Source organism: Microvirga sp. BF8 (genome assembly GCF_059888585.1).
Genome location: NZ_CM187619.1, coordinates 219,451 through 236,161 on the forward strand (window position 1 = coordinate 219,451; position 16,711 = coordinate 236,161).

A 16,711-nucleotide genomic window follows, 5' to 3' on the forward strand; every position below is an offset into this window, starting at 1 on the left:
CGACGGCGGTTCCTGGCGACGCAGTTTCTGTCCAGCGGGCTTCCGACCATGTCCATGATCATCGAGCCGCGCGACGGCGACGCCGAGGACGATGCCAGCAGCACCAAGAAGCGCTCGCTCATTGCCATTGCCGGGAGCCTGCTTGGCGAAATCAGTCTGCTGAAGCTTGCGCTTGCCTGGATTATCCTCGCGCTGATCCCTGGCCTGCTCCTTGGTGTTGCGCCGCTCGTCCTTACCGCCTGGGTCTCGTCAGTGTCCGGACGCATCGCGGCGATTGCCAGCTTTGGCTCCCTCGTCATTCTTGCGGTTCTCGCTACGATTGGCTGGTATGGCTTGCGGCCCCTTATTCGCGTTGCTGAGCGCAGCTTCTGGTCTCTGAACTCGTTGGCTATCCAGCCGGGTTATGTCTTATGTCGTGAAGGACTCCGCCACTTGGCAGAGCGATTTCTGCCGCCCGGCGCCAGCGAAGACTCGCGCGTCGCGTTGCGCTCGGTATCTGCCGTGGGCGCAGGGCTGCTTGGCTGCATCATTGCCACCGCAGTTGCGATGGCCGCTTGGCCATCGACCCGCTGGACCGGCGATCTCACAGACCTCGCCGAACCCCTTAGGCTCGTCGTCCCGGCTCTCGCCAACACAGTGACCGTCTTGGCGAGCTATCTGGCTGCTGCCTCACTCGCATGGGGTATCGCTGACGGATTCATGGACCAGCCGCGCAACCTTCTCAGTTTCGACAATGAACATCCGTCGGCACGGAAGTGGCGTGTGGCGCATCTTTCCGACATACATGTCGTCGGCGAGCGCTTTGGCTTCAGAATTGAGAGCGGACGCGCCGGCCCACGAGGGAACGACCGGTTTGCACTTGTATTGGAAAGACTCGATGCGATCCATGCCTGTAACCCGCTCGACCTCCTGCTGATCACCGGCGACATGACGGATGCCGGGCGATCGGCCGAGTGGGCAGAGTTCCTTGATGCCATAGCGCGGCATCCAACACTTGCGGAACGCTGCCTGATACTGCCCGGGAACCACGACGTGAACATAGTCGACCGCGCAAATCCGGCTCGGCTTGAACTCCCGACCAGTCCGCGGAAGAGGTTGCGTCAGATGCGTGCGCTTTCGGCAATCGCCGCCATTCAGGGCGAACGCGTGCGCGTCACTGACCGGAGCAGGACGAGACTGGCCGGCAGTCTCAATGCCGCGCTGGAGCCTCATCGGAAAACAATTGCCGATTTTGCCGATACCGGCACGTTGCGGCTGTCGGCGCGGCTTGCCATGATGTGGGCCGATGTCTTCCCAATGGTATTGCCGCCGCCACAGGAAGACGGGCTCGGCATTGTCCTTCTGAACTCCAATGCAGAGACGCATTTCTCCTTCACCAATGCGTTGGGTTTGGTTGCAGAGGAGGACATGCGGGCGACGCTTTCGATCCTGAACCATTTTCCCAAGGCTCGCTGGATCGTTGCCCTCCATCATCATCCCGTCGAATATCCTATGCCTGCTAAGGCCCTTTCCGAGCGCATCGGCACCGCGCTCATCAACGGTAGCCGCTTTCTGCGAATGCTCAAGCCGTTTTCGCACCGTCTTATTGCGATGCACGGCCACCGCCATATCGACTGGGTTGGTCGCTGTGGTTCGCTGAAAATCATCTCGGCTCCCTCTCCCGTGATGGAGGCAACCGACGGGGAACCAACCAGTTTCTACATTCACACGCTGGCCGCGGCGCCGGATGGCGGGATCGCCTTGCTCACGCCGCAGCGCATCGAAATTATGCCACCTTCAAAATCGCTTACATCCTAATGGTCGCGTCTTCGACAACATGCACGTCGTTCTGCGGCGAGCCGAGCAATTCTGAAAGCCAGAGGCTTGAAGGATGATGGGCACAGAATGTCAGGAAGGCGATGGTAATCGGGACGCCGATGAATGCGCCAAAGATGCCCCAGAGATAGCTCCAGAAGAAGACCGAGAACAGCACGATCACCGGAGACATTGCGAGTGCGCTGCCCGTGATACGTGGCTCGATATAGCTGCCAACGACGAACTGGATAAGGTTGAGGCAAACGAAGATCGAGATCACCGCCTGCCAGGACTCGAACTGTGTCACCGCGAACAGGGTTGGGAAAACGGTGGCGACGAGGGGGCCGAGGAAGGGGATGTAATTCAGAGAGAAGGCAATGAAGCCCCATTCTTCAGCTAGCTGCAGACCAACAAGTTTGGCAAAGGCCCAGACGAGCAGGCCAGTGGCGAGACTCATCCAGGTTCTAACCAGCATATATTGGCGGATTTTGGCTGCAGTTGCCACGCTTCCGTGAAGAAGAACTCGACCGCTCTCCCGATTGCGCATGCTGCGCAGCTTCCGACCAAAGTCGTCGACTTCCAACAGACCGAGGATCACGTACACGAGTACGATCACCCAGAAGCTCATCGTGCTGTTGAGCCGTCCAGTGACCCTCTGCGCGGTACGGAGTATCCAGCCGACACTGAAGTTTTCCGACCAAACGCCCGCTACTGCGATCCCATGCCCTTCCAGCCAGAGGGTGATTTGATCATAGAAGGCCTGGAAACGGGCAGCATCACTGACGATCCAACGGCCGACGCGACCGAATGCCCAGACAATCAGCGAGCCGAAGGCGGAGAAGGCAACGATCATGACGAAGACGCTGATCGCAAGCGCCAGGAGCCGTGGCAGAAAAGTCTGAAGCACCTTCTGCAATGGCCAGACAAGCGCAATTATGAAAAGCGCGAAGGCAACGGGCGCGAACACAGAGCTCGCGATCGACAGCGCTGCAAAGACCATGATGATGGCGATAACAACCTGCGCGCTTTGGTGGATTCTTCTGGCGGTCATCTGAAGTCCTGGCGGGCAATCTGCAGTAAGTTAGGCTATAGGTCGCGCTGCGATCTCAGTCGATCTTGCCATGCATCGTTTGACAGTTCATCGAGGTCGAGGGCCGACGGCCTTATCAAGGTCATCCTTGTGAGCCCGGTAGAAGGCTTCTGCGAGCGATCCTCCTCGTTTCGAGGTGAGATTGGGAACTGCGCTTGGGTATTTACTTTAGAGGAATATTTGGAATCAGTCATGACGTTTAACGAACTTCCGACGAGACGGAAGAAAATGACCCGAGCGCTGTGTGGGAGCTTAGGACAGTTTGCGGGCTCTGAGCCGGGTGCATGTCGCTCTCCCGATCGGCGGAAGCCGGAAGATCCGCTGCTCAGGTCGCCCTCGCCGGAGATTTCGGCGGCCTGAAACAGAGCCGGCCGATAAGCACGAATGACCCAGCAGCTAAGAACTGAGAAGAATGTTCCGCTCGCCGCCGGGAGGTCGCTGAAACGCGCTGTTCCCGCGGTTCTGGGTGCGTTACGGCCCTGACGGCGAGCTATCAGTGGGAACCGATATCGCGTCATCGGCACCGGCGGCTCTGACGACCCGTTGCGATGTCACGTCCGCCGATTCTGATTCTGTTACTGTCCGTGCCGTGAACCTGCCACTGTTCGGGCTGAACAGTGGCAGGTTCACGGTTCCTGCGCGTCCATTGCTTCAGTCGCTGACCCTTGCCCTACCGGCGCGCCGGGTCCTCGGGCTGATCGGCCATAGCGGTTCGGGCAAGTCGACCTCTGATCAAGCTGCTGGCCTGCTAGGAGTAACGTCCAAAGGGTCGATCCTCTTTGACGGCGAGGTGGTGTCCGGCTGGGGTGATCGGTCTTTCGCGAGACGGGTCGTCTGTTTGCCGCAACAGGCGCCGCCAGCCGCCGGGACGCTCGTCAGGGAACTCGTCGCGCAGAGGGCGCTATCCTTGACATGGGATGCCCGGGCGCTTTGGAGAGATCCATGAGAAGGTGACGGAAGCCATGGCACTTGCCGGTGGCGAGCTGTTCGCCGATCGCCTTGGCCTCGGGGGCCAACATCCTGGAGGCTGCCTGGCGTTCTCGACTCGATGAGGTTATCGCGGCGCTGCCGGCCGGGTTTGACACAGTGATCGGCGAGCGCGGCGTGAGGCTTGCAGGCGGGTAGAAGCATCATGCATGCAGACCGCATTGCGTCCATCGATCATGGTGCCATCATCGAACAGGGCAGGCATGAGGAACTTGTGGCGTTCGGCGGAGCCTATAAGCATCCGTGTGAGGCACAGTTCCATTGACCGTTGACTTCATCTGGTGAGAGAAGGCTACGCCTCGCACGTGAACTGTATGATAGTATTCCGAGTCTTGAAATGTATATTATTATTGGCAGCCATCACTTTTTAATAATTAAAAGAAAGGTAATATAGGGAGACTCTCAGTTTTTAAACGCTCTAAAGAAGGGTGTTTACTGCAATTTTGCCTTGAGATCGCGTCTCCGAGCCACTAATACGGTCGTTGTAGGGCCCCGGGGCTGGAACCATTCTGTTTCCATTGGGGAGTTCCACAAAGAGTCACTTCAAAACTGGATATTCGTAATGACGCCTTCTCCATTGGCCAGTTGCTGCGATATCTCCGCTGCCGTGCTGCGTCTGCGTGTATCGGGCGCATGGCCTTCGGCCGTTGGGCCTCGCAGCCCAGCTAGGAACAGCCGCAGGAGGTCATGGCGGGCCATTCTGAAAATCACTCTTCAGCATGGAGCGAGCTTGCGTCCATTGTTCGCCGCAGCCGCTGCAGTGCTTTGGCGATCTTGGGAGAGGCGCAGCCCAATGCGCGGAGTGCATGGGGGCACAGAACAATGAGGGAGATGACAGCAATCACGCGCCGCAGCTCAGTGACAAGCGTATGGCTGCTGGCCGCGATAGCCGCAGCGGCTGCTCTGGCCTTGCTGATCCTCACAAACAGCGCATCCGCTCAAGGAGCACCGGCAGGCTCAGGCGAGCCAGTTTCTTCCGGAGCCTTGCTTCCTGCGTCCGACGCCGCACCGACCTTGCCGACTGTCCCGGCCGCCGCAGAGGGTTCAGGAGGAGCCCCTCCGCCCGCGTCTCTCCGCATGCCTCACAACCTCTCTCCCTGGGGCATGTTCCTGGCCGCCGACATGGTGGTGAAAGGCGTAATGCTGGGGTTGGCCTTCGCCTCGGTCGTAACCTGGACAGTGTGGCTCGCAAAAGGGTTCGAGCTGTTGGGCGCCAAGCGTCGTGCCAGAAAGGCCGTTGACGTGCTGCGTGACGTTACCGGGCTTACGCAGGCGAGGGAGCGGGTCGTGCGCGGAGAAATCCGGCCGGGGCCCGCGGTGGCCTTGCTCGAGGCCGCCCACCGGGAGGCGAGCCAATCGGAGAACTTGCCCGCGGATGGAGTCAAGGAGCGCATCGCGATTTCGCTTTCGCGGATCGAGGCTCGCGCCGGCCGGCACATGTCCCGCGGCACCGGCGTCCTGGCGACGATCGGCTCGACGGCCCCCTTCGTTGGCCTGTTCGGAACCGTCTGGGGCATCATGAACTCCTTCATAGGAATATCCCAAGCCCAGACCACCAATCTGGCCGTCGTGGCCCCCGGTATCGCAGAAGCACTGCTCGCAACCGCGATCGGTCTCGTGGCGGCCATTCCGGCTGTGGTGATCTACAACGTCTTCGCGCGCTCGATCGCCAGCTACCGCGCCCTGCTTGCGGATGCCTCGGCCGAGGTCATGCGCCATATCTCGCGCGATCTCGACAGGGGCAGAGCCTCCATGGTTCCCGTGGCAGCGCTTCAGACGGCAGCCGCTGCCCGGGCCCGCAGGGCGGAGTAATTTCATGGCCGTGCGTCTCAAGGAGCATGACGATGATCTCGGCGAGGTCAGCGAGATCAATGTCACACCATTCATCGACGTTATTCTAGTGCTGCTGATCATCTTCATGGTGGCGGCGCCACTCTCAACGGTTGACATTGCAGTCGATCTGCCGTCCTCGAACGCTCAGCCGCAGCAGAGGCCCGACCAGCCCGTGTATCTCTCCGTCAAGAGCGATCTGTCGCTCGCTCTCGGTAACGACACGGTTGCGAGGGAGGCGGTACAAGCTGCTCTGGATCGACAGACCGGGGGTGATCGCGAGCAGCGCGTGTTCCTGCGAGCGGACAAGACGGTGGCCTATGGTGACCTCATGATGGTCATGAACGTTCTGCGCGGGGCCGGGTATCTCAAGATTGCACTGGTCGGCCTTGAGGCAGCGCAGGCGATACCTGATGGTGCCGGACTGCCATGAGCGCCCGGTCGGCCGCGACGGCGAACGACCGGTGGACGGGAATCCGCTGGGGTGTCGCGACCATCACCGTTCTCGCGGCTCATGCGGCAGGCGCCTGGATTGTTACACAACGGCCGCTGGAGGCCTCAACAGGCAAGGCGGTTGCAGCCATCATGGTTGAGTTGGAGCCGCTTCCCGTGGCTCCAGCCGCCGAGCCGACGGACGTCGCACCTGCACCCGAGGTCAGCGAGGTCCAACCTGAGCCCGAAGCCGAGGCACCTGAGCCCAAGCCTGACATGCCACCGCTGCCCGAGCCGGCAAGGCCCAATTTCGAAGCGGCGGAACTCCAGTCTCTGTCCCCTCGCGCGCCGGAGCCGGAGGTTGTCCTGCCGGAGCAGTTGAAGAAATCGCCGGTGACCGATCCTCACAGGCCCGAGGTGAAGAAAAAGCCTGTACCGCGACCACGTCAGCAGAGAAAGCAGACAAGGCCCCAGAACAGGGTCGCCACGGCTCCGCCGCGCGCACAGGACGCCGCTACTCCTGCCGCGCCTGCCCTCGGATCGGTTTCATCATCGACGGCCTCGCCCGCGAATTGGCGAGGTGCACTGATCGCTCATCTCAACCGCGCCAAGCGCTATCCTCTGGAGGCGCGGCAGCGACGGGAAGAGGGGATGGTGCGCCTGAACTTCAGTATCGACCGGAGTGGCCGCGTAGTGGGCTATCGGATCGTGGAAAGCTCGGGATCGGCAGCGCTTGACCAGGAGGCACTCGCCATGATCCAGCGTGCCTCGCCGCTTCCCGCACCTCCGCCCGAGATAGGAGGCACCCGCATCAGCCTGACGGTGCCTTTACGTTTCAACGTCAACTGACCATGGGTTCTGCACGTCTTCGTCCGGCTGTGGGGTTGCAGGGCCCGATGACCTTATATCACCCTCGTATACCGCCGTGACGCTCAGGCGGATGAGGAATTCCTGGCAACTGGCCCAAACTCTGAGGCCATATGGCTGCAGTCCGGAAAGTCTGCCCCGCCATCGTCAACCTCGGCGGTTACCTTTGGTGCTCCCTTGCGTCCGAACAATCCCGCAGAGCGCATAGTCACTTCGATCAGCAGTGCTGAACCGGATGCAGATGAGGGTCTCAGCCATATCGAAATACAGGCCCGCAAGTGGGTAATGTATCGGCCAACGAATACACGGGAACAGGGAGGGCATCTCGACCATTTCTCACATGGCAAGTCAGTGGAGTGTGGGATGAAGCTGTTGGCCTGTGCAACTCTCGTGTCATGGGGGCTCGCGAGCCCAGCTCTGGCAGCTTCCGCTGCGCCTGAGCCTCTCAAACTGGAGACCGTCAACAAGGCAGACCTATCGTCGAAGGATCAGAAAGGAATCAGTCCCGCCTTTATCAAGGCCCAGGTTCTGCTCGACCGTGTGCGCTTCTCTCCTGGAGTAATTGACGGCCGTAGTGGCGAGAATGTGCGCAATGCCCTCAAGGCTTTTGAGAAAGCGCGAGAGCTAAAGATCGATGGAGTGCTCGATGACGAAGTCTGGGCGAAGCTCAACGAATCTTCGCCGGATCCGGTTCTTGTCGAATACACGATCAAGGCAGAGGACGTGAAAGGCCCTTTCGCCAAAATTCCGGAGAAGATGGAGGAGCAGGCTGGTCTCGATCATCTCGGATACTCCAGCCCCGAAGAGCTCCTGGCCGAGAAATTCCATATGGATAAGGAGCTTCTCAAGGCCCTCAATCCCAACAAGCATTTCGATGACGCCGGGACTTCCATAGTTGTTGCGAATGTCCGGAGCCGCTATGAGGCGGAACGCGGAACAGAGAAGGTCGCCAGGATCGAGATCGTCAAGAGCGAGCATACCGTTCGAGCTTGGGCCGACGATGGGGCGCTCATCGCCGTCTACCCAGCATCGATCGGCAGCGAAGACAAGCCCGCCCCCACGGGGTCGTTCACGGTGCGCGCTGTCGTTCGTGACCCGAACTACACCTATAATCCCGAATACGCCTTCAAAGGCGTGAAGGCGAAGGAGAAGTTCCAGATCAAACCGGGTCCAAACAATCCTGTTGGCACGGTATGGATTGATCTCTCCGTCGAATCCTTCGGTATCCACGGCTCGTCAGAGCCCGACACAGTCGGAAAAGCCTACTCTCACGGGTGCGCGAGACTGACAAACTGGGATGTGGAAGACTTGGCGAAGATGGTCAAGAAAGGGACTCCAGTCACGTTCTCGGATTAGGGTACGTCAACTGGATTGTTGAAGCGCTCTCAACCTACGTATCGATGGTTCGTAGGCGGCGCTGTTCACAGGCGTCTCGCACCGCAGCCAGACGAGGTCGAGATCGTTGCTCGCCAGAACAGTTGCGCGCTGCGTAGCCGTCGATGCAAGGGCGCTGGTTTCGGTTCTATTGCTTGCGCTGTGGCGTCAGAGAAGAATTGCCTCTTGGGCATCTTGCGCCAGATGGGCTTGAATTCTGCCTTTCGATGCTTACGTTTGATACTGTCATGTTTATATCGCATCACATCTTCATCCTCCGTGGAGGCGGCCTTTTCGCAGGCCGCTGAGCCCCGAACTCAGGCGGGCGCCTTGCGCTGCTGTCGTTCGGGGGCATGACACATCTTGCACGATTGAATTCAGCGAGCACGAACCCGACTGAACGCGGCTGTTCTCTTTGACAGGGAGCATTCACGAGCCGGGTCAGTGCCGCGTCGGAGGATCTCATGAATAGAATTGTTGAATTGCCTCAGGTCACTGTCGCAACTCATGACTACAATCGCCTCATGTCCATCGTGAGCATGGACCTCTCCCAGCGCAGGCCGCACCATCAATTCCTGATGTCGGAGCTCCGGCGTGCATCGCTCTGTCATCCCAACGCGCTACCGGAGGATGTGGTATCTACCAACGCAAAGGTCACGTACCGGCTGGATGGTGACGGGAGGTCGAAGGCGCGCGTCCTGGTGTATCCGGAGGACCTGCTCTGGCCTGGGGCGGAACTGTCCGTAATGACGCCTTTGGGAATCGCATTGCTTGGGCTTCGCGTGGGCGACTGCATGCCGTTCCAGGCAGGCCGAGACGGATCATGGCACGAGGTCCTGGTAGAGGACGTCCAGTTCAGGCTTTTTGGGGATGAAGAGGAATCCGACCAGAGAGCATCTGATCCTTCAAAAAGCGGGCATGCCAATTCCAAGGAGGATCTCGAGCGTCGGCTTGACGATGCCTTGATGGAGACTTTTCCGGCAAGCGACCCGATATCGATCATCATTTGCGGACGATCCTGATGGAACAATCCAAACGGACAAGGAGAAGACGAATGAAGTCCAAAAACAAAATCCCAATGACAAAGAAATCACAGCGAAATCAGCCGACGGAGCGAGATGCGATCGTAGCCTCCACCTGGGCTCCTCAACCACTGTCGCTGACCCGCGAGGAAATTCGTAAGATCGTGATCGACCAGATAGGCTAGCGGTAATCTGTCTGCGGCTGAACCCTGGGGACTCGCATATGCCTGCAGAACCAGACTTCGGCCCAACCCCTCCGTGTCATCGCGCTCACGGGAGACGAACCCATGCACATTCTTGCTGCGACGGACTTTTCGACGCGTTCGCAACGGGCCTTGCGGCGAGCCGGGCTGCTCGCGCGGGCCAGCGGCGCCGAGCTTACTCTCGTGCATGTCGTGGACGATGACCAGCCGCCGGATCTGGTAGCACTCGAAAGGCGAGAGGCCAGCCGGATTCTCGCTGAGCAGATCGGTACGATCGCAGAGCTGCGTGGACTTCCGTCTGGCGCGCTCGTGGTTGCGGGCGATCCGTTCGATGGTATCCTGCGCGCGGCAGCGTCGACGTCGGCGGACCTTGTCGTCATGGGTGCCCATCGAAAGCAACTCCTGCGCGACATTCTTGTCGGAACGACTATCGAGCGTGTGATCCGCACGGGTCCCTTCCCGGTCCTGATGGTGAATGGTGCGGTGGACCAGCCCTACCGGACAGCCCTGGTTGCCGTCGACATGTGCCAACCGTCCGTGAATGCCCTCAGAACCGGTGTGGCTCTCGGATTGCATAGTGAAACCCGGCTTGCACTCGTGCACGCATTCTTGCCGATTGCGAAAGGGAAGATGTTTTACGCCGGCCTCAGTAGGGACAGTATCAACAAATATGTTGCCGATGAACGTATAAGAGCCACCAACGAGTTGATTGCATTCCTGGGAGCGAACGGGATCAAAGATCACGGCTGGCCGATGCACATCGAAGAAGGCACGCCATACAATGTGATCTCCACGTCCGTGGAGCAATTGAAGCCCGATGTCCTGATCGTGGGGACGCACGGCCGGTCAGGAATCGCCAAAGCATTTATGGGGGGTGTGACCGAGGAAATCTTGCGCTCTCTCGATGTCGATATCCTCACTGTCCCGCCCTTCCGATGAGACGGCAATCTCGTCGTTGGAGTTCAATTGAGCGGCAGCGGTGGAGAGGCGCGCCAGGTTCGCAACCGTCATGCGTCCGGAAGAAGCTGAGCCATGGAGCTCCATTCATGTCTCGCTATCAATCGTCCTTTCCTTGTTCTCAGCGTGGAGGGATCGGGTCCTCCTCCGTCCCTGCGGTCGGAACGTCCTCTCTACCCTCCGTGCGGTCTCGATACAGGGCCGCCCGGACAAGCAGCATCAAGGTCACCGGCGTAGTCAGAATGACGAACGCGGCGATGAGGATCTCATGAACGGCGGGCCGGGCCTCGGTTACGCTGAAGAACAGGACTGATCCCGCCAGGATGCTGGCCATGCCCAATGTCGTACCGAGAGTGGGCGCATGGACGCGGGCATAGAAGGTCCCGAGTCGCAGCAGCCCAAGCGATCCAATGAGAGTGACTGCGGACCCAAGCAACACGAGAAGGGCCGTGAGCAGCGCGGCCCAGGCCGGCATGTCCTCTACCGCGCTCATTCGATCACCTCGCCGCGCATGAGGAACTTCGCGAGCGCCACGGTCGCGACAAACCCGAGGAGCCCGATGATCAATGACGCCTCGAAGTACACCGTACTGCCTGTGCGGATCCCGAACGTGACCAGCATCAGCATGGCGTTCACATAGAGGGTGTCCAGCCCGAGGATACGGTCCTGGGCGCGGGGGCCTATAACCAGGCGGTAGGTGGCGCAGCACATTGCGAGGCCGAGCAGAACTTGGGCGACGGTGACAGCCCCCACCAGGATGGAAGCGCTCATTCGAACACCTCCATCAGTCGCCGCTCGTAGCGCTCCTTGATGAGCCGGGTCCATGCCGTCTCGTCGACCAAGTCCAGCACGTGCAGCAACAGGGTTCCCTTGGCTGCGTCGTAATCGACCCAGATCGTGCCCGGGGTCGAGGTGATGATGATGGAGAGGACCGCGAGTCCGTGACGGCTGCGCAGTTCGAGTGGAATCGTCAGAAAGCCCGCATTCGAGCCGGGCTTTCTGGAGCCGACGATGATCCGGCCAACGGCGATGTTCGAGCGGAAGATGTCGACCAGTACCATGCCTGCAAGGCGTAAGGCAGCTCCCGGGCGATGGATCCTGGCCTTTTCGGGCCTCAGGGCCGCCATCGCCCATGATGCCAGGACTGCGAGCACGCTTCCCAATGCCAGATGGCCGGGCGAGACCGTCTGGTTCAGCAGAAGCCATACGACGAGAAGGGAGGCTGAGAGCAGGGGATAGGGCAGAAGCCAACTCATGGATTACCGTCTCCCTGAGCCGGCTGCACCCTTTCCGCCGATAGAACGCCCGTCATGTAGCCGTGCGGAGCCCGCAGGGCTTGCGTTGCCGCTTCCATGTATCGCATTGCTGGCTCGCCGCCGATGGTAAGGCCGAGGCAGAGCAGCAGGAGGGCGAATACCGGGCCCATCTCGATGATCCGCACCCTGGGAACGCTGTCGTCCAAGCGGGCCCAGAAGCTGCTGATGCCGGACCGCGTCATGGCAATCAGCGTCGCAAGCCCTGACACGGTCAGTAGCCCGATCATGGTCCAGGTTGAGACCTGGATGGCGGTACCATCCATTCTGAGCATCGCCGCCATGATGGCGAACTTCGCGACGAAGCCCGAAAGCGGGGGGAGGCCCGCGAGGAGCAATGCGCAGGCGATGAAGCTGCCTCCCAGCAGCGCGATCGTCGCCGGAATCGCCACCCCGATCTCGTCCGCCGGATCATCGTCATCACCCTCACCATAAGCCTCCATGGTGACGGCGAGCACGTCGGCGCCAGGGTCGCGGATGCGCTCGACCAGTTCCACAAGGAGGAAGAACGCGGCAATACCCAAGGTGGAGCTGACCAGATAGAACAATGTGGCACCGATGACTCCGCTGTCACCGGTGCCGATGGAGGCGATCAGCGTCCCTGACGAGATGAGCACGCTGCATCCGGCGAGCCGCGATAGCGACTGCGACGCCAGGATGCCGATCGTGCCGAATATAATCGTCAGAATGCCACCGACGAGCAGCCAGTCGCCGCCGAACCCTGCAAGCGGTCCTGCATCTGGGCTGAAGACCAACGTCCACAGGCGCAAAATGACGTAGACGCCGAGCTTGCTCATGATCGCAAACATGGCGGCCGCTGGCGCGGAGGCGGCGGCATAGGTCGTCGGGAGCCAGAAATTGAGCGGCCATGCGCCCGCCTTCATGAGGAAGGCGGTACCGAGGATCGCGGCCGCGGTCGCTGCGAGAGCCGCATCCCCTGGGGCAAGAGCAGGAATACGGTTGGCAAGGTCCGCCATGTTAAGCGTGCCGGTGACGCCGTACGCCAGGCTCGCGCCGATCAGGAAAAGAAACGAGGCTGTCAGGTTGATTGCAATGTAGGCCAGACCTGCCCTGACTCGAACGATCCCATCTCCATGCAGGACGAGGCCGTAGGAGGCGGCGAGCAGTACCTCGAAGAACACGAAGAGATTGAAAAGGTCCCCAGTCAGGAAAGCGCCGTTGAGGCCCATGAGCTGAAGCTGGAAGATTGTGTGGAACCGCGGTCCCGCACGATGCCATCGCGCCAGCGAGAATATCAGCGACGCGATGCCCAGCACGCTCGTCAGCATCAGCATGAGCGCGGAGAGGCGATCCAGTACGAGCACGATGCCGAAGGGCGCTGGCCAGTTGCCGAGCTGGTACACCGTCACCGCCGCCTCATCCGGCTCGGCGGGAGGCATGTCGGCCAGGCGGAGCAGCATGATTGACACGATCAGCAGGGCGATCGCCGTCGCAATCCCGATCCCGCCCTTCAGGGCGCGTTGGCGCTCGTTGAGGAGAAGCATCGCGGCTCCGGAGAGGAGCGGCAGGAGGATCGGCATAAAGATCAGGTGGTCCGCCAAACCCATCATCGCGAGTCCTCCCTGCCGTCGACGTGGTCGGTTCCCGTGAGGCCGCGTGAGGCCAGCAGAACGACGAGGAACAGGGCGGTCATGGCGAAGCTGATAACGATGGCGGTGAGGACCAGTGCCTGCGGCAGGGGATCAGTGTAGTGTGCCGGATCGATAACCCCGGTGTTCTCGAGGACCGGCGGCGCTCCAATGCGCAGCCTCCCCATGCCGAAAATGAATAGGTTGACCGCATAGGAGAGCAGGGACAGACCGATGATGACCTGGAATGTGCGCGGGCGCAGCAGCAGCCATACTCCTGAGGCGGTGAGGATACCGACCGCGAGCGAGAAGATGAGCTCCATCATGAGACTTCCTTCACGGCGGTCGGAGTGTGCGGGCGAGCGGCTCGAGGGGTTCGGATCGATTGGTGCGCAAGTGCGATCAGGATGAGCACTGTCGCCCCGACAACGACCGAGAAGACGCCGAGATCGAACAGGAGCGCGGTGGCAGCGGGAACCCTGCCGATGACTGGAAGGTCCAGGTACTGAAAGTACGAAGTGAGGAAGGGATAGCCGAAGAGCCAGGCGCCCATGCCGGTAAACGCGGCGCAGAGCAGGCCGAGGCCCGTCCAGATGATGGGGCGGATCTTCAGGCGCGCCTCCACCCAGCGGGTCCCACCCGCCATGTACTGAAGGACGAGGGCGATCGACATGGTGACGCCGGCCGCGAATCCCCCGCCTGGCAGGTCGTGCCCGCGCAGAAAGAGGAAAACCGCGACCAGGCCGATCACGGGGAAGAGCCACTGCATGATCAGCCCGGGAATCGTGAGGTAGTCGGCCAAGGTATCGCCGACGGTACGGTCCGGACTGGCCCTGTCGTGGGCATCCTGCACCTGCTGCTGTTCTGGCGCGTCGACACTCTCGGGCGCTGGGCGGAACCGGCGCAGGAGCGAGAAAACGGTGATCGCGACGACCGCGAGCACCACGATCTCGCCGAAGGTGTCAAAGCCACGGAAGTCGACCAAGATGACATTGACGATGTTGCGTCCGCCCCCCTCCGCATAGGCGTTCTCGACGAAGTAGCGCGAGATGGTATCCGGCAGGGGTCGCGTGAGCATGGCGTAGACGATCAGCGTCATGCCGGCACCCGCAGCGATGGCGAGGGTCAGGTCACGCCCACGGCGCACCCTAGCCTGGAATCCGGCGGACAGGCCTTCGCCCGCAACCTCGATCCGCTTCGGCAGCCAACGCAGGCCCAGGAGAATCAATACCGTGGTGACGATCTCAACGAGAAGCTGGGTAATGGCGAGGTCAGGCGCCGAGAACCAGACAAAGGTGATGCAGGTGATCAGTCCCGCCCCGCCCATCATGACCATGGCGGCGAGGCGGTGGTACTTGGCCTGATAGGCTGCGCCGATGGCGCAGAGGCTCCCGACGATCCAGAGCAGCAGGAAGGCGGGATCGAAGGCGGCGCCGGTAAGCGGACCGGCTCCCAGGCCGGTACGGTACAGCGGCCAAAGTGCAGCGAGCAACGCGAATGCTACCAGCAGGCGCAACTGGGGCTGGAGTCGCTGGGTTCCGAAAAGGCGCTCCACGGAGCGGGCCCACTTCCATGACAGATTGACCAGCACGCGCTCAAAGATGCGCTGGCCTTTAAGGCGGCGCACCAGGGGAGAGCCCTCGATGCCCTTCGCGAGATAACCCTGCAACAGCCAATACAGGATGACGCCGCCACTCAGGGCGATGACGCTCATGAGCAGTGGCTCGCTGAATCCATGCCACACGGCCAGACTGTAAGGAGGCGTGTCTGGTCCCAGAACCGATCGAACCGCTGTAGCGAGGAATGGCCCGATCGTCATAGCCGGGATGATCCCGACCAGGAGGCACACCAGGACGAGCAACTCGATGGGAAAGCGCATCCAGTGCGGCGGTTCGTGCGGCTTGCGGGGCAGGTCCGTGGCGGACGGGCCGAAAAATACGCCGTGGATGAATCTCAGCGAATAGGCCACGCTGAAAGCGCTTGCCACCATAGCAAAGTAGGGCAGGGAGTGATCGAGAAGCGAGTCGACGTGGAATGCTGCCGCCTCGGCAAAGAACATTTCCTTCGACAGGAAGCCGTTGAGCAGGGGTACGCCGGCCATGGCGGCGGCAGCGACCATCGCCAGGGTGGCCGTGATCGGCATGAACCGGAAGAGGCCGCTCAGACGCCGGATGTCGCGGGTGCCGGACTCATGGTCGATGATGCCGGCGGCCATGAAAAGCGACGCCTTGAACGTCGCATGGTTCATGGTGTGGAAGATCGCCGCCACGGCGGCAAGGGGGCTGCTCAGTCCGAGCAGAAGCGTGATCAGGCCAAGATGGCTGACCGTGGAATAGGCGAGCAGGCCCTTCAGGTCCTGCTGGAAAATGGCTGCATAGGCGCCGAGCAGAAGCGTGCAGAGACCGGCTGTCACGACGATGTAGAACCATGCTTCCGTGCCAGCCAGGACGGGCCAGAGCAGAGTGAGCAGGAACACGCCGGCCTTCACCATTGTGGCCGAGTGGAGATAGGCCGAAACCGGGGTGGGCGCGGCCATGGCGTGAGGCAGCCAGAAGTGGAACGGAAATTGCGCGCTCTTCGTCAGGGCGCCAAGCAGGACGAGAATCAGGGTCGGCAGGTAGAGGCTGCTGTCACGGATGCGGTCTCCGGAGGCCAGGACCTGGTCGAGATCATAGCTTCCAACGATATGGCCTATGAGCAGAACACCAATGAGAAGGCACAGTCCGCCCGTGGCCGTGACCGTCAGCGCCATGCGCGCCCCGTCACGAGCGCCGGCATTGTGGTGCCAATAGCCGATGAGAAGAAAGGAGAAGAGGCTGGTCAGTTCCCAGAAGAAGACCAACTGAATGAGATTGCCCGAGAGCACGATGCCCAGCATGGCGCCCATGAAGGCGAGCAGGAACGCGAAGAAGCGTGGCACCGGATCGTCGGCCGACATGTAATAGCGAGCATAGAGGACGACCAGAAAGCCGATCCCAGTCACCAACATGGCGAACAGCCATGTAAAGCCGTCCAAACGCAGGATGAAGTCCAGACCGAGGGTGGGCAGCCACTCGATGCCGGTGCGCAGAACGCCGCCACGGTGAATGGCGGGATACTGAATGGCGGTTACAACGGCGCCGCAGAGGGCGATCGCCCCGGCCAGGAAGGCCGCACCATTTCTGGCGTCCTGCCGCAGAAAGGCCGCAATGACGCTTCCGATGAAAGGAAGGGCGACGATGGCCAGGAGGGGCATGCCACTGGACATAAATTA

At 60.9% G+C, this 16,711-nt stretch carries 16 protein-coding genes and 1 pseudogene; 10 read left to right on the forward strand and 7 right to left on the reverse strand.

Features of this window, described 5'->3' with window-relative positions:
• The first annotated feature begins 48 nt into the window (after positions 1–48).
• Entirely contained in the window at positions 49–1,797 is a 1,749-nt protein-coding gene (locus AC522E_RS00985) for a metallophosphoesterase family protein (protein ID WP_500748555.1), read from the forward strand.
• On the opposite strand, the gene AC522E_RS00990 is transcribed toward AC522E_RS00985, so the two are convergent.
• Positions 1,787–2,845 (reverse strand): AI-2E family transporter, encoded by a 1,059-nt coding sequence (locus AC522E_RS00990; RefSeq protein ID WP_500748556.1) that lies wholly within the window; start codon positions 2,843–2,845, stop codon positions 1,787–1,789. The two genes, AC522E_RS00985 and AC522E_RS00990, sit on opposite strands and share 11 nt — an antisense overlap.
• A gap of 628 nt (positions 2,846–3,473) precedes the next feature.
• Between AC522E_RS00990 and AC522E_RS00995 the strand changes: the two genes are divergently transcribed.
• From AC522E_RS00995 to AC522E_RS01035, 9 genes and pseudogenes are all read left to right on the forward strand, one after another.
• On the forward strand, positions 3,474–3,830 hold the full coding sequence (locus tag AC522E_RS00995; RefSeq protein WP_500750543.1) for an ATP-binding cassette domain-containing protein: 357 nt from the start codon (positions 3,474–3,476) through the stop codon (positions 3,828–3,830).
• A 56-nt stretch (positions 3,831–3,886) separates the two neighbouring features.
• Positions 3,887–4,136, forward strand: a pseudogene (locus tag AC522E_RS01000) (multidrug ABC transporter ATP-binding protein); the annotation flags it as partial.
• A 557-nt stretch (positions 4,137–4,693) separates the two neighbouring features.
• The gene (gene exbB, locus AC522E_RS01005) at positions 4,694–5,683 is read left to right on the forward strand and encodes a tonB-system energizer ExbB (protein ID WP_500748557.1); all 990 of its coding nucleotides are present in this window, start codon (positions 4,694–4,696) and stop codon (positions 5,681–5,683) included.
• A 4-nt stretch (positions 5,684–5,687) separates the two neighbouring features.
• A complete protein-coding gene (gene exbD / locus AC522E_RS01010; protein ID WP_500748558.1) occupies positions 5,688–6,134 on the forward strand; it encodes a TonB system transport protein ExbD in 447 nt (148 codons plus the stop codon).
• Positions 6,131–6,982 carry a TonB family protein gene (locus tag AC522E_RS01015; RefSeq protein WP_500748559.1) on the forward strand — a complete coding sequence of 284 codons (852 nt, stop codon included), beginning with the start codon at positions 6,131–6,133 and terminating at the stop codon, positions 6,980–6,982. Before exbD ends, AC522E_RS01015 begins: the two co-directional genes overlap by 4 nt.
• A 381-nt stretch (positions 6,983–7,363) precedes the next feature.
• Positions 7,364–8,356, forward strand: a complete 993-nt coding sequence (locus AC522E_RS01020; protein WP_500748560.1) for a L,D-transpeptidase family protein — start codon at positions 7,364–7,366, stop codon at positions 8,354–8,356.
• A 482-nt stretch (positions 8,357–8,838) separates the two neighbouring features.
• On the forward strand, positions 8,839–9,396 hold the full coding sequence (locus tag AC522E_RS01025) for a GreA/GreB family elongation factor (RefSeq protein ID WP_500748561.1): 558 nt from the start codon (positions 8,839–8,841) through the stop codon (positions 9,394–9,396).
• 32 nt (positions 9,397–9,428) lie between these two features.
• Positions 9,429–9,581 carry a hypothetical protein gene (locus tag AC522E_RS01030; RefSeq protein ID WP_500748562.1) on the forward strand — a complete coding sequence of 51 codons (153 nt, stop codon included), beginning with the start codon at positions 9,429–9,431 and terminating at the stop codon, positions 9,579–9,581.
• A gap of 102 nt (positions 9,582–9,683) precedes the next feature.
• The gene (locus AC522E_RS01035; protein WP_500748563.1) at positions 9,684–10,538 is read left to right on the forward strand and encodes a universal stress protein; all 855 of its coding nucleotides are present in this window, start codon (positions 9,684–9,686) and stop codon (positions 10,536–10,538) included.
• A gap of 139 nt (positions 10,539–10,677) precedes the next feature.
• Here AC522E_RS01035 and mnhG read toward each other — a convergent pair whose 3' ends face one another.
• Genes mnhG through AC522E_RS01065 form a run of 6 tightly spaced genes read right to left on the reverse strand, consistent with a single transcriptional unit; the run spans position 10,678 to position 16,705 of the window.
• Positions 10,678–11,049 carry a monovalent cation/H(+) antiporter subunit G gene (gene mnhG, locus AC522E_RS01040; protein ID WP_500748564.1) on the reverse strand — a complete coding sequence of 124 codons (372 nt, stop codon included), beginning with the start codon at positions 11,047–11,049 and terminating at the stop codon, positions 10,678–10,680.
• Positions 11,046–11,327 (reverse strand): K+/H+ antiporter subunit F, encoded by a 282-nt coding sequence (locus AC522E_RS01045; RefSeq protein ID WP_500748565.1) that lies wholly within the window; start codon positions 11,325–11,327, stop codon positions 11,046–11,048. Before AC522E_RS01045 ends, mnhG begins: the two co-directional genes overlap by 4 nt.
• Positions 11,324–11,812 (reverse strand): Na+/H+ antiporter subunit E, encoded by a 489-nt coding sequence (locus AC522E_RS01050; RefSeq protein WP_500748566.1) that lies wholly within the window; start codon positions 11,810–11,812, stop codon positions 11,324–11,326. The genes AC522E_RS01045 and AC522E_RS01050 overlap by 4 nt, the downstream gene beginning before the upstream one ends.
• A complete protein-coding gene (locus AC522E_RS01055; protein WP_500748567.1) occupies positions 11,809–13,440 on the reverse strand; it encodes a monovalent cation/H+ antiporter subunit D in 1,632 nt (543 codons plus the stop codon). The genes AC522E_RS01050 and AC522E_RS01055 overlap by 4 nt, the downstream gene beginning before the upstream one ends.
• Positions 13,437–13,781: a Na+/H+ antiporter subunit C gene (locus AC522E_RS01060; protein ID WP_500750545.1), complete on the reverse strand. Its 345-nt coding sequence runs from the start codon at positions 13,779–13,781 to the stop codon at positions 13,437–13,439. Before AC522E_RS01060 ends, AC522E_RS01055 begins: the two co-directional genes overlap by 4 nt.
• Entirely contained in the window at positions 13,781–16,705 is a 2,925-nt protein-coding gene (locus AC522E_RS01065) for a monovalent cation/H+ antiporter subunit A (protein WP_500748568.1), read from the reverse strand. Before AC522E_RS01065 ends, AC522E_RS01060 begins: the two co-directional genes overlap by 1 nt.
• Positions 16,706–16,711 lie beyond the last annotated feature (6 nt).